Consider the following 13,261-nt stretch of genomic DNA (forward strand, 5'->3'; position numbering starts at 1 on the left):
CGGTCTGTTTGCCTATGTAAATTAAAGCAAACCTGGACCGGTCCGAATGATATAATAGTCATAGGTGAAAAAGGATTTATTATAGGGGAATCTGTCAATTTATGCCGCTGGGAGTCGAAAACCATGCTTGAATTACCTGGTTATCAAACGATAGATACGATCGGAAGCAGCGATGAAATCAGCCTCTACCGGCTAGTGCGTCGCGAGGACGGCACGAGCGTAATCGCCAAGACGGCGCGCAGGGAGTACCCGGGATCGAATCTTGCCGATTCCTTCCGGTATGAGTATGACATTCTGAAGAGGCTGGGCGGGCGGGGAACGGCAGAAGCGTTAAGCCTTGAGACCATAGCGGAGAGGCCTGTCCTGCTCCTAAGGGATATCGGCGGCAGCACCCTCGACCGGATCTTGCGTGCGCGCTCCGGTCATATAGGGGTTGCGGCACGGCTTAGCATTGCCGCTGCCGCGGTGGATTGTCTTATGCAAATCCATCATGAACGAATCATGCTCAATGAAATAACGCCCTTCCAGCTGATCGTCAATCCCGATACATGCGAAGTGAAATGGGCGGATATCCGGATGTGTTCAACCGAGTCGGACAAGAGTCCGCTATCCTTGTTGACGGACCGGCCCGACTCCGTGCTGCCTTACATCTCTCCGGAGCAGACGGGCAGAACAGGGCTCGCGCCGGATTACCGCTCCGATTTCTATTCACTGGGCGTCATCTTATATGAATGGTTGTCCGGAGACCTGCCTTTCGATCATCAGGGCGTGCCGGATGTCGTCTATCACCACCTTGCCAGTGAACCGCAGCCTCTGCATCATAGAGCTCCGGCTATACCGGAGATGGTCTCCGGCATCATTGCCAAATGCATGGAGAAGACGCCTGAAGCGAGGTATGTCAGCGCATACGGGATCAAATCCGATCTGGAAGAATGCCTGGCCCAATATCGGGCGGCGGGTATTGTGCAGTCTTTTGCGCTGGCGGGCCGGGACATTCCTGACCGCTGGGAGATGCCAGCCCGATTCTACGGGCGAATTGCCGAGCAGCGCTTCTTGCAGGAAGCGCTTCAGCGGGCATCGGACGGAGCGGTGGAGGTTGTCTGGATCAGCGGGAGCGGGGGGATTGGCAAAACCGCCTTCGTCCAAGAGACCTTCCGAAGAATCGCGCCTTTCGATGGGGTACTCGCGGAGGGGAAGTCTGATCCGGCGCCAACCGCACGCCCATATGGCGTATGGATTCAAGCGATGGACGAAATGGTCAGTCAACTGCTGATGGAAAACAAGCTGCAGGCTGAGGTTTGGAAGCTGCGCATCCTAAGCGCGGTAGACGGTTACGGACAGCTGTTGATCGAGCTGGTTCCCAAGCTGGAATTGCTGATCGGCCGGCAGCCGCCCGTTCAGCCGCTTCCGCCCAAGGAAGCCCAACACCGGTTCCATCGCGTTCTGAACCGGTTCTTCCATCTGTTTCTTCACCGGGGCCGCCCATTGGTTCTGTTCCTTGACGATCTTCAGTTGGCGGATGAATCCTCCCTGCAATACTTGACCTATCTTCTGGAGGATCGGGAAACGAAGCATCTGCTTGTCGCCTTGGCGTATCGGGACGACGATATTACCGGGCATCATTCGATCAGCCGGCTGCAGAAGCAGCTTGCAGAGCGCAGTACGGCCATGAGCAGCATCCGTCTGCATGCGCTTGAAGCCGCCGATTTGGAGCGGCTGCTGGGCGACTCGATGCGCTGCGATGCGGCAGCGACCGATGAGCTGACCCCGGTGCTGCTTGCCAAGACGGAGGGAAACCCCTTCTTTCTCAAGCGATTCCTGCAGGATTTAGTTGACGAGAAGCATATCGCCTTCGACGATTCCACTCGGAGCTGGAAGTGGAATCTTGCCTCTATTACCGAAATGAACGTCGCCGATAATGCCGCTGCTTATATATCGGATAAGATGAAGCATCTGCCAGAACGGACGGTCCATGTACTGGGCCGCGCCGCATTCTTCGGCAGCCAGTTTCAGCTGGATATGCTCTTTCCGATCGCCGGACAGCCGATGAATGAACTGTTGGAAGCGCTGGGCAGCGCGGTCCGGGAAGGGCTGCTGCAGCCGGTCGGCGGCGAGAGCATGAGGTATAAATTTCAGCATGACCGCATTCGGCAAGCGGCCTATGCGCTTGTCGACGAGGCTGAGCGTCTGGATCTGCATTGGCGAATCGGCGCCTTATTGATCGACCGTATGAAGATAGACGAAGAGGTTCATATCTTCGAGGCGGTGAATCATTTCAATCAAGCGGTGGAGTCGATCAAGCGTCCGGAGCAGCGGCTGGAATTGGCGGAGCTGAATCTGCAAGCCGGCTTGAAGGCGAAACAGGCAACCGCTTATGAGACGGCACTAGGCTATCTTCGTCACGCCACGGCGCTGATCGGCGAAGATAGCTGGGACAATCGGTACGAGCTTGCTTTTGCCGTTTTCCGGGAACGGGCCGAAATGGAATATCTATGCGCCCGCTTTGCGGAAGCGAATGATTTGTTCGGGCTGCTTCTGCAGAAAGCGGCCTCCAATCTGGACAAAGCGCTCGTCTACAGTCTGATGATTCAATTGGAGTCCAGCAAGGATAACTATGAGGAGGTTATCTCTTATGGCCGCGAAGCGTTGAGATTGCTGGATATAAGCCATAACTTCGAGCCTGAACGGCTTCAATTGACGATGCAATGGCTTAGGCTGAGCCGGAAAATCCGGAAGCATCCGATCGATTCGCTCCATAATCTTCCGCCCATGACCGATGAGAGCCGTAGAGCGGCCATGTCCGTGATGGTCCATACGAGCAATGCGCTGTTTTTCGTAAACCTGAATGGCTGGCTCGCCTCCTCGCTGACGATGGTCGAAATGACGCTGGAATATGGCATGACTCCGGAAGCCTCGATCGGGTTTATCGCCTATGCCATATTCCAGTATGCTTACTTCCGTAATTATGAAGCGGCGTTCAAGTGGGGGATGTTTGCATGCAGCCTGTCGCGGTCCTATCCGACGCTGCATGTTAAGACGCTTTCCTCATTCGCCTTGTGCTTCGATGCCTGGCGGCGCTATGATTCGTCGCTGCTCGAGACCTTTACCGAGTATTCCGGCAAAATAGGGCTGGAGGCCGGGGATCTGTGGCATGGAAATCAGAGCGTGCTGATTAATTGCGCCACTCTCCTGCAATACGGTCATCCGCTCGGGAAAATCTATGACCGGCTGATTGCGCACGCGGGGGATCTTGAGCGGCATAATAACGACCTGCATTGGAAACAAGCGACCATCACGGCCGCGCTGCTCGTCCGTTTAACGGGATATCGGGCGCCCAATGACCCGTTCGATCCGGCGGATATAAGCAGAAAGGACTTCGCCGAATCGGTTCACGGGGACCGGTTCAATATTATTCAAGGGCTGGTTTATGTCCTTGAATATTTACCCGGTTATTTATTCGGCCATTATCGGGAAGCGAATGACGCCTTGAAGAAGACGGTGTCCGCCATCAAGGAATCCCGGCAAGCCGGTTATGAGCATACGGTTCATTACACCTATGAGGTGCTCGTTAGGGCCCAATTATATGAAGAAGCATCCCCCAAGGAACAACGCGGCTATTGGGCAAATATGCGCAAGCGATTGAAGGCCATGAGACAGCATGCCAGTCGTTGTCCGGAAAATTATCAGCACAAATATTTGCTGATCCAAGCCGAGATGGCCCGGCTGAAACGGAGGTATCGCAAGGCTGTAGAGCTATACGAGCAATCGATCGAAGCAGCGCGCAAGTACGGGCATATTCACGATCTGGCCATGGCCGCGGAATGCTGCGGCAGATACGGACTCCGCGAAGGGAAGATGCAGCTCGCCAGAATCTATATGACGGAAGCGTATGAAGCTTACCTGCAGTGGGGCGCTACGGCCAAAGCGGCCGACATGGAACAGAAGTACGGCTATCTGCTGAACATCCGGCGGGAGTCGGGACTGGAGCGCTTCGATTCGTTGTCTGTCGTCATGTCCGCCCAAGCCCTCTCGGGCGAGATGGAGATGGACCGTCTGCTGCATACGCTGATGCGCATTATGCTCCATAATGCCGGCGCGGAATATGGAGCGCTTATCTTCCACCATGAAGGCAGATGGAGTCTCGAGGCCTATGGTACGGCAGAGGAGCTGCGCATCGAATCGGTTCCGCTTAAGAATGAATCGGAGCTTGTTCCGGCTGCCATTGTTGCCTATGCGGCAAGAACGGCTGAGGAGGTCGTGCTGCATGATGCCGCCCGTGAAGGGATGTTCACGCGCAATCGGTATGTCCGGAATAAAGGGCTTAAGTCGGTTCTTTGCCTTCCGATCATGCACCAGAGCAAGTTGATTTGTCTGCTGTATATGGAGAACAGGCTCTCCACAAGCGTGTTTACGCCGCAGCGGCTGGAGGTGCTGAAGCTGCTTGGTTCCCAATGCGCAATCTCGATTGAGAATGCCAAGCTCTACTCGGGGATTCAATATTTGAACAATAGTCTGGAGGAGCAGGTGAAAGAAAGGACCCGCAGTCTGGAGCAGTCGATGCGCGAGACATCGGCAGCCCTGGCCGAAGTTTCGATCTATGAGGAACGGAATCGTATCGCGCAGGAAATTCATGATATCGTCGGACATACGCTCACCTCGACGGTTGTCCAGATTGAAGCGGGGAGGCGGCTGATCCATAAGAATGCCGAGGGAGCCTCGGCGCGGCTGAAAGAAGCTCAGGATCTAGTCCGGCATAGCCTGAATGAAATCCGCGGCTCGGTTCATATGCTGAAGGAAGACCGGTTTGCCGACCTCCCGCAAATGTTGAATCAGCTGATTCAGGATGCGCAGAGGAATACGGGCGTTGTCATCCATGCGGCCATGGAGGATTTGCCGGAGCTGACGACAGCGCATAAGAAAGCGATCTATCATGCGCTGCAGGAAGGCTTGACCAATGGGATTAGACATGGAGGAAGCACGGAATTCCGCTTCAGTCTGGGATCGGACGGGTCACATGTACAGTTCAGGCTTGAAGACCGAGGGATGGGCGCCAGTTCGATAACGATGGGATTCGGTTTGAAAGCGATGAAAGAACGCGCGGAACTGCTGGGCGGCAGCTTATCCATCGATTCCCGGCCTCATCAAGGATGTCTGCTGAGGATCGATCTGCCTTACGGGGCGCGAGTGATTGGAGATAAGAGATGAGAATGATATCGGTTTTGATTGCGGACGATCAGATGCTGACGAGGGAAGGACTTCGGACGATTCTGGATCTGGAAGACGATATGGAAGTGGTGGGCCTTGCGAAGAATGGGCTGGAGGCTTGCGAGATGGCGGAGGCGCTTGATCCCGATCTGCTCCTGCTGGATATTCAAATGCCGGTTATGGACGGCATTGCCGCGTTGAAACGGATCAAGCAGAGCCGTCCTGAAATCACCATCTTGATCTTGACCACATTTATGGATGAGGATTACATCGTTGAAGGTATGGTGCACGGTGCGAGCGGCTATATGCTGAAGGATACGGATGCGGATAAAATGATCGCCTCGATCCGCGATACCGTATCCGGCCAGTTTATTCTTCCTGCTGCCGTCGCGGCTAAATTGGCGGCGAGGATGAACAGGTTCGTTGAGGATCATGAATATTGGAAGAGAACCCATCGGGAGCGCTTCAAACTGACCGAACGGGAAGAAGAATTGGCGCAGCTCATCATGAGAGGGCTGAACAACCGTGAAATTGCCGATGCGCTCCATATCGCAGAGGGGACGGCTCGCAATTATATCAGCAGTCTCTATGGGAAATTAGAGGTCGCCGACCGGTCGCAGGCAATTGCCCGGCTTCGAGCGATAATTTGAAAATATAAGAATGTATAAGTTTCCGGTGAGGATAGAGGCCTCTTCTCGGCTTAAGAGGAGAATCGGGAACGACTCGACAAGTCCGGGTTTCTATGATATGGTGTGTGTAACTATAGGCATCCCGCTCGATCAAGAGCGGGGTGCCTTCGCGCATATTAGTGGCTTTTTACATTAAATGTCTTGCGCTGGCTTTTAGTAGAACATGGAGGTGGTGATGCTATGTTTCTCTCTGTATCCCCGTCCGGGGAAGCTCCAATGACTATGAATAGTAGGCAACGATTATTTAATGATGAGGAGCGGATTCACGATGACAACTTATTTTCAAACAGAGAAACGCACGCATTCGAACAAATCGGGACTTCGTAATATGCGAGAGTCGGGCCGCTTGCCTGGCGTCGTATTCGGCCGGAATACTGAGAACGAGATGGTGCATATATCGGCGATCGAATTTCATAAGTGGTTGAAGCAGGGGAAGTCCAGCATGATCGACTTGCAGTTTGACGGGGGAGACACGCTAACGGTATTGCTAGAGGATCTTCAGCGGCATCCGGTCACGCGCGATGTGCTGCACGTGGATTTCCAGCGGGTGCAGTCGAACGAGATTGTGCGCACCAAGCTCGCGGTTAAATTTACGGGTACGCCGACCGGCACCAAGCAGGGCGGCGTCGTGCAAATTCAGTGCGAGTTTATTGAAGTAGAGGCGCTGCCAAGAGATTTGCCGGCTGTCGTAGAATTTGATATCGGCGATATGAACATCGGAGATTCCGTGTATGTGAAGAACTTGGCGCTGTCTCCGGAGGTGTCGGTTATTTCCGGAGCCAACGAGTCGCTCGTCTCTGTCGTGAAGCCGTAATCTCGATTCGCAAACCTAGCATTTATAAGGTAATGGCAGCAAAGAAGAGTATTCCTGCAGCGGTTGAAACCGTAAGGGAATGCTCTTCTTTTTGCTTGGAATCGATCCTGCAGCATATGAACTGACCGAATGCGATAGGGAGGAATAAGTAGACGCGGTCAGCATTCTATCAAAATTGTTGACATCATATAACATTTGGTTGACACAAAGTCAATTATTGGTAATATCAAATTTATAATCATTCATACGGCAAAATATGGCGGGTCTGGAATCGACGCGGGGAGGTCGGTAGGATGAAGACCGCTGGCAAATACCCGACAGAGCTGTTCTGGTACGCGGGCGGGGTGCCCGCCGTGATGGAGGAGCCGCGCGATGAGCTGCATCTCGATGCGCTCACGGTGACAGGCAAGAGTGTCGCGGACAACCTGGAAACGTACCGCCGCAGCGAGATGCCGCGGTTTGCCGAGATGTTCCTCGCCAACTACAAGCTGAACCGCCGGGATGTTATTTATCCGCTGAAGAAGCCGCTTAAGCCGAAGGGCTCGCTCGCCGTATTGAAGGGCAACTTGGCGCCGGCCGGCGCAACGATCAAGAAGTCTGCCGTCGCCGAGGAGATGATGATGCATCAGGGCCCGGCTAAAGTATACGACAGCGAACGGGATGCGGTCGACGCGCTTACAGCCGGGATGATCGAGCCTGGCGACGTCGTCATTATCCGCTATCAGGGGCCGAGGGCGACCGGCATGCCGGAGATGTTCTTCATGTCCGAGCTGATCGCTTCGGATCCGGTATTATCGCGCACGACGTCGCTTGTGACGGACGGGCGGTTCTCCGGCGCTACGCGCGGCCCTTGCGTCGGCTATCTCGGGCCGGAAGCGCTGGACGGAGGACCGATTGCGGCCGTAGAGAACAGCGATTTGATCCGCATCGACATTCCGGGCCGGACGATCGACATCGTCGGCATCGCCGGCGCTGTGCGGACGCCGGAGGAAATCGCCGAGACGATCGCGGCGCGATTGAGCCGATGGGAGAAGCCGGCCGTCACGCACAAGGGGGTGCTGCGGCAGTATACCGCGCTGGCGCGTCCGGCACTTGAGGGCGGGTCCTGCATTCCGTGATGGTGCAGGCCGGGACGGCTTGTCTTTACCGGGCCTAGCAAGATTGGATATGATATCTTCAGATACTGGCAAGCGAGCAGGTAGAGTCCTCAGACAGAGGTCTCTACCTGCTCGTTCGATGTGGACGTATAGACCCGTTCTACCCGGCTTCCGATGCGGCTGACGATTTCATTGGTCACGGTTCCGCATCGTGAGGCGATTTGGCCCGCCGTAATGGTCTCCGAACCGTCTTGCCCGATCAGCGTAGCCGTATCGCCGTGCCGAATCCCATGAATGGCCGTGACATCGACCATGAACTGGTCCATGCAGATATTCCCGATGATGCCGGCCCGCTGGCCGCGGATCAGTACATAGCCGCCATTATCGGCCAGCGTCTTTGGAATACCGTCGCCATAACCAATGGTAAGGGTGGCGATCCGGATATCCTGCGAAGGGATGAATTTATGGCCGTAGCCGATGGGGCTGTTAGCGCGTACCTCTTTCACTTGCGCAACGGCGGCTTTGAGGGACAGCACGGGCCGCAGCTCGATCGGCGCCATGACAGCATCGTCTTCCCTGCTCAGCAGCCCATACAGCGCAATGCCCGGACGAGCGAGATCGCAATCGATCGCAGGATAATTCAATATGCCGTAACTGCTTTGGATGTGGACGGCACCCGGGCTGCAGCCGGCTGCCTCAATCTGCCGGATCACATGCAGGAAGCGTTCCACCTGCATGTTCGTGAATGCGGCCTGCTCGGATCGGGTGCTGTCGGATACGGATAAGTGGCTGAAGGTTCCCATTACGTGCAAATGTTCCAGCCGATAGCAAGATATAATGGCCTGGATGTTCTCATAAGGCTCGCCTAAACGGTTCATCCCGGTGTCGATCTTCACATGAGCCTTCAGCTTGAGCCCGCATTGATTCAATGCCTGTCCATATTCGGCGCTGACAATCGCTTGAGTCAGCCTATAGCGGAACAAGTCATACGCGCGTCCGAGCGGCGTATAGCTCAAGATGAGAATGTCGCCTTTCACGCCATGCTTGCGCAGTTCGATCCCTTCCTCGATCTCGGCGACGGCAAATTGGTTGACGCCGATCCGATTCAGATATTGGGCGACTTGTATGCTGCCGTGTCCGTAAGCATTGGCTTTCACGACCGGCATAATATCGCAGCGGGAGGGAAGAGCCGTCTTGAGCGCCAGTAAATTATGGTCTAAGTGATCCAGGTTGATCTCCGCCCAAGCCCGGCGGACGGAAGACGCTTCGGAAGCCGGTTTGGGCCGCAGCAGCAGCGCGGCGGGAGGGAGAGTATTCATCACTGAATCACCTTCCCGAGATCATGGAAGATCGTGACGATGAATCCATCCGTATTATTGCCGGACCATTCATAGCGGGAGCCGCTCCTGATCGGAATCAAGGTTTCGCCTTCGTCGGCGACATCTATGGCATATATCTCGATGAGATGCTGTTTAACTTTCATATAGAGATGCGTCCCTTCGAAGGCGAACTGCTTCATATAAACGATGTACTCCTCCAAGCACAGATCGTAATTCTCCATGATGATAGCATGCGGAACGCCGACATACCGATAATGCCAAGGCTCGCAAGCGATGTTCGTGATGGCTTCCTTCCCTTCCTTATACCGCTGGATAAAACCGAATTCGGCCGCCAATTGTTTGAAAGATGCGTAAACGCCATGATCGGGAAGGGATGGGCACAGGTAATCGACATCATCCCGCAATTGACCGACATCGACCGCCAGTCCGGTCTGGTGTTCGCTCTCATTCGGCCGCGCGACATAGCTAGCCGTAAATGCGGCGCCATGCTCCTCTAATGAACTGTCGTAAATATGCTTCTGCTGCGCCAGCGTACGATAACCGCTCACAATGCCGATGCTGCCTGCGGCATGAGAGGCTTCCAGCAAAGCGTTCAACTGCCGGTACCCGGTTCGATGGAGACGGATTTGGCTCTCCTCCGTGCCAGCCTGCTGAATCGTCGTTACCGGGACGATGTCATCTGGCCGATAGTGCTCTGCGATCGGATGCTCGCGATTGACCAATACCAAGCTGCCGCTGTGGATCATCCCGCGGTGCAATCGGACAATATGCTCAGCAGCGGGTCTCATGGTTGGCCTCCTCCTTCGCAGCGGCAAGCGAGATCAACCTGTCCATCAATTGCGGATACGAAATGCCGCTATAGCGCATCATGTTCGGATACCGGCTGGCCGCCGTGAAGCCGGGCATCGTATTCACCTCATTAAATACGATGCGGCCTTCCTCCGTCAGGAACATGTCCACCCTGGCAAGTCCTCTGCAGCCCAGCGTCTTGTAGATCAGGCGGGCGGCCGCCTTGATCCTGTCGGCGGTACCTGGTTCTATTCTAGCGGGCAGGTGGATGTTCGAAGTGCGCAGCGAATACTTCTCCTCGTAATCGAAGAATTCGCCTGTAAGCTCGATCTCGTCGATTGCGGCGATGACGGGCTCTGAATATCCCAATACCGCGCATCCGACCTCGAATCCGGTCACGTTCTGCTCGATAACGACCTTCCGGTCATGGGAGAAGGCAGCTTGAATACCATTCCTAAGCGCCTGCTTGTCGTATGCTTTTGTAATGCCGAATGACGAGCCGGATCGCGACGGTTTAACGTATAATGGGAAGCCCAGCTTCTCCGCTTCTCGGATGGCCGGATCGAGGTCATCGCCTGCAAACGCCGTCACCGAGGCCGCAGTCTCGACGCCAGCTGCCCGAACCAATTGGCCGGCGGTCGCTTTGTCCATGCAAATCGCAGATGACAAGGTGTCGCAGCCAACGAATGGAATGCCGGACAACTCGAGCAATCCTTGTACGGTACCATCCTCGCCGTTCTTGCCATGAAGAACGGGGAAGGCAACGTCGACGGGGGTGGTTCGATATTCGGTGCCGGACAGCTCGACAATGCCTCTGGCATTCTTGCAAGGCGAGATAAAGGCCGGGATACAGTTGTCGTAAGTATGCCAGGTGTCGCTGCGTATGTCTGCGGTGCTGCCGTTGTATCGCAGCCACGTTCCTTCTCTTGTAATGCCAAGCAAAATAAAATGATATTTTGAGCGGTCCAAATGATCGATGACGGAAGCGGCGGATTGCAATGAGACGTCATACTCGGTCGAGCAGCCCCCGAACAATACGGCTATATTTTTCAGTTCCATAATAAACACTCCTGTTCCACTAAACTCGAGGATGAAAATGATTATACGGAACAGAGCTGACAGCTTTGACAAGAAAACGTTACGAATTATTAAGAGGATATAAACAAATTCTCACAATGGGCGATGGCCGGTCGGCACAGCCGTGAAGACTTGAGCGTATCGAAGGGCGGATTGTTCACCGCCGTGACGACGAGTGCCAAGGATCCGGAGAAGGCGGCCAGGTTTATCGAGTTCATGCTTTCGGATGAAGGGCGGGAGCTGCTGCAGCTGGGCATCGAAGGCATTCATTATACGAAAGACGGCGACAGGATCATCTATCTTGAAGAAGAGCGCGAGAAGGGCGGATTCGCCGGCGGCGGCTGGTCCTGGGGCAGCGTCGTGTTGCCGCTGATGCTTCATTATTTGCCGCAAACGGAAAAAACAGATCGAGCGGGCGAAGGAATCCGCCGTCATCGCGACGAATCATGCATTACCGAACCTTGTCCGCGTCACGACGGATGAGGAAGTGGAAACGTCCGGCGTTCTCGGCGAGCTGTTCAATCCATATTATATGGACATGCTTACCGTCAAGAAGGAAATCGATGCCGGGCTCGCCGAGCTGTCCGTCAAGTGGCGGGCACAAGGCGGCAGCAAGGTGCTTGGTGCGGTCAATGCGGCGTATCAAGCGCAGAAGCAGTAAAAATACGGCTTAGTGAAAGGGTGCATACAAGGATGAAGATCTCGAAGAACGGACAGCCGAACATTGTATTTATACTGGCCGACGATCAAGGCCCGTGGGCGCTCGGCTGCGCGGGCAATCCGGAAATACGCACGCCAAACCTGGACCGGCTGGCGGCGGAAGGGATGCGCTTCTCAAGCTTCTTCTGCACATCGCCGGTATGCTCGCCTGCACGGGCTTCGCTGCTGACCGGGCGCATTCCGTCGCAGCACGGCGTGCACGATTGGATTCGGGGCGGCAACGTGGGAGAGCGGCCAATCGAGTATCTTCAAGGGCTGACTGCCTATACCGAGCTGTTGGCGGATGCCGGCTATGTTCTGGGTCTAAGCGGCAAATGGCATCTCGGAGACAGCCGGACGCCGCAGAAGGGCTTTACGCATTGGTATGTCCACCAGCATGGCGGGGGGCCTTATTACGATGCGCCAATGATCCGCGACGGCGAGCTGATCCGCGAACCGGGTTATCTGACTGACGCGATCACCGACGACGCACTGTCTTTCATTGATGCGCAGCATGACGAGCAGCCCTTCTATCTTGGCGTTCACTATACGGCTCCGCATAGCCCCTGGATCGACAGCCATCCGCAGGAATATGTCGATCTGTATGAGGACTGCGCATTCGATAGCTGTCCGCAGGAGCCCCGTCATCCGTGGACGATACCGACGGCGCCGTGGGACGAGGATCAGCGGGGGAACCTGCAGGGCTACTTCGCGGCCGTGACGGCGATGGATGCGCAGATCGGAAGGATTCTCGACAAGCTGGAGCAGAAGGGCATCCGTGAGCGGACGCTGATCTGTTTCTTGAGCGACAACGGCTTCAATTGCGGGCAGCATGGCATCTGGGGCAAAGGCAACGGCACGTTCCCGTTCAACATGTATGACAGCTCAGTGAAAGTGCCGGCTATATTTCGCTTGCCTGGCCGAATTCCGGCAGGGCGCGTCTGCGACGAGATGGTGAGCGGCTACGATTGGATGCCGACCTTGCTGGAGCTGCTCGGGCTTGACCATCCGGAAGCAGGCGAGCTGCCCGGGAGCAGTTTTCTGCCGCTGCTGCTCGGCGAGGACGGGACGGGGCGCGAGGATATCGTCATCTATGACGAATACGGCCCTGTCCGCATGATCCGCACGAAGGAATGGAAGTATGTCCATCGTTATGCGTACGGTCCCCATGAGCTGTATCATCTGGCGGAGGATCCGGATGAGCGGCGGAATCTGATCGATGGCCCCGAAGCGGATGAGCAGCGGGCGGCCCTGAAGGAGCGGCTCGATTATTGGTTCACCCGCTATGCCGACCCGAACCGGGACGGCACGAGGGAAGCGGTGAGCGGATTCGGGCAGCTGGAGCTCGCCGGTCATGCCGGAAGGGGAAGGAAGGCCTATGAGGATCCGCCAGCGCCATCCCGGTCCGAATAGATCGTGCTGATCTATCCATCAGGCAGCATTAGCATGGACCTGAACAGATAGCAATAGCGGCCGTTTCCCGGCATTTCGCCGGTGAACGGCCGTTTGCGTGTTCATCGAGCATTCGCATCCTGCAAAGGCGCATGGATG

10 protein-coding genes are annotated in these 13,261 nt (G+C 55.5%); 7 read left to right on the forward strand and 3 right to left on the reverse strand.

Features of this window, described 5'->3' with window-relative positions; translation table 11 throughout:
- Positions 1-123: 123 nt before the first annotated feature.
- The 4 genes from L1F29_RS01950 (at position 124) to L1F29_RS01965 (ending at position 7,826) form a co-directional block, all read left to right on the forward strand.
- The gene (locus L1F29_RS01950; RefSeq protein ID WP_258386728.1) at positions 124-5,205 is read left to right on the forward strand and encodes an AAA family ATPase; all 5,082 of its coding nucleotides are present in this window, start codon (positions 124-126) and stop codon (positions 5,203-5,205) included.
- Complete coding sequence (locus L1F29_RS01955; protein ID WP_258386729.1) at positions 5,202-5,855, forward strand: response regulator transcription factor; 654 nt, start codon at positions 5,202-5,204, stop codon at positions 5,853-5,855. The genes L1F29_RS01950 and L1F29_RS01955 overlap by 4 nt, the downstream gene beginning before the upstream one ends.
- Before the next feature lie 307 nt (positions 5,856-6,162).
- Positions 6,163-6,708 (forward strand): 50S ribosomal protein L25, encoded by a 546-nt coding sequence (locus L1F29_RS01960; RefSeq protein WP_258386730.1) that lies wholly within the window; start codon positions 6,163-6,165, stop codon positions 6,706-6,708.
- A gap of 293 nt (positions 6,709-7,001) precedes the next feature.
- Positions 7,002-7,826 (forward strand): IlvD/Edd family dehydratase, encoded by an 825-nt coding sequence (locus L1F29_RS01965; RefSeq protein ID WP_258386731.1) that lies wholly within the window; start codon positions 7,002-7,004, stop codon positions 7,824-7,826.
- Between the two features lie 89 nt (positions 7,827-7,915).
- Here L1F29_RS01965 and vanT read toward each other — a convergent pair whose 3' ends face one another.
- From vanT to vanG, 3 genes are read right to left on the reverse strand one after another with little or no spacing between them, the layout of a single operon-like run.
- Complete coding sequence (vanT, locus tag L1F29_RS01970; RefSeq protein WP_258386732.1) at positions 7,916-9,124, reverse strand: serine racemase VanT catalytic subunit; 1,209 nt, start codon at positions 9,122-9,124, stop codon at positions 7,916-7,918.
- Complete coding sequence (locus L1F29_RS01975) at positions 9,124-9,933, reverse strand: D-alanyl-D-alanine carboxypeptidase family protein (RefSeq protein WP_258386733.1); 810 nt, start codon at positions 9,931-9,933, stop codon at positions 9,124-9,126. Before L1F29_RS01975 ends, vanT begins: the two co-directional genes overlap by 1 nt.
- Positions 9,917-10,993, reverse strand: coding sequence for a D-alanine--D-serine ligase VanG (gene vanG, locus L1F29_RS01980; protein WP_258386734.1), 1,077 nt, complete (start codon positions 10,991-10,993; stop codon positions 9,917-9,919). The genes L1F29_RS01975 and vanG overlap by 17 nt, the downstream gene beginning before the upstream one ends.
- A gap of 150 nt (positions 10,994-11,143) precedes the next feature.
- Between vanG and L1F29_RS01985 the strand changes: the two genes are divergently transcribed.
- Genes L1F29_RS01985 through L1F29_RS01995 form a run of 3 tightly spaced genes read left to right on the forward strand, consistent with a single transcriptional unit; the run spans position 11,144 to position 13,123 of the window.
- Positions 11,144-11,494, forward strand: a complete 351-nt coding sequence (locus L1F29_RS01985) for a hypothetical protein (RefSeq protein WP_258386735.1) — start codon at positions 11,144-11,146, stop codon at positions 11,492-11,494.
- A 4-nt stretch (positions 11,495-11,498) separates the two neighbouring features.
- Complete coding sequence (locus L1F29_RS01990) at positions 11,499-11,672, forward strand: hypothetical protein (protein WP_258386736.1); 174 nt, start codon at positions 11,499-11,501, stop codon at positions 11,670-11,672.
- Between the two features lie 32 nt (positions 11,673-11,704).
- Positions 11,705-13,123 (forward strand): sulfatase family protein, encoded by a 1,419-nt coding sequence (locus L1F29_RS01995; RefSeq protein WP_258386737.1) that lies wholly within the window; start codon positions 11,705-11,707, stop codon positions 13,121-13,123.
- Positions 13,124-13,261: the final 138 nt, after the last annotated feature.

Source organism: Paenibacillus spongiae (genome assembly GCF_024734895.1).
Taxonomy (GTDB): domain Bacteria; phylum Bacillota; class Bacilli; order Paenibacillales; family Paenibacillaceae; genus Paenibacillus_Z; species Paenibacillus_Z spongiae.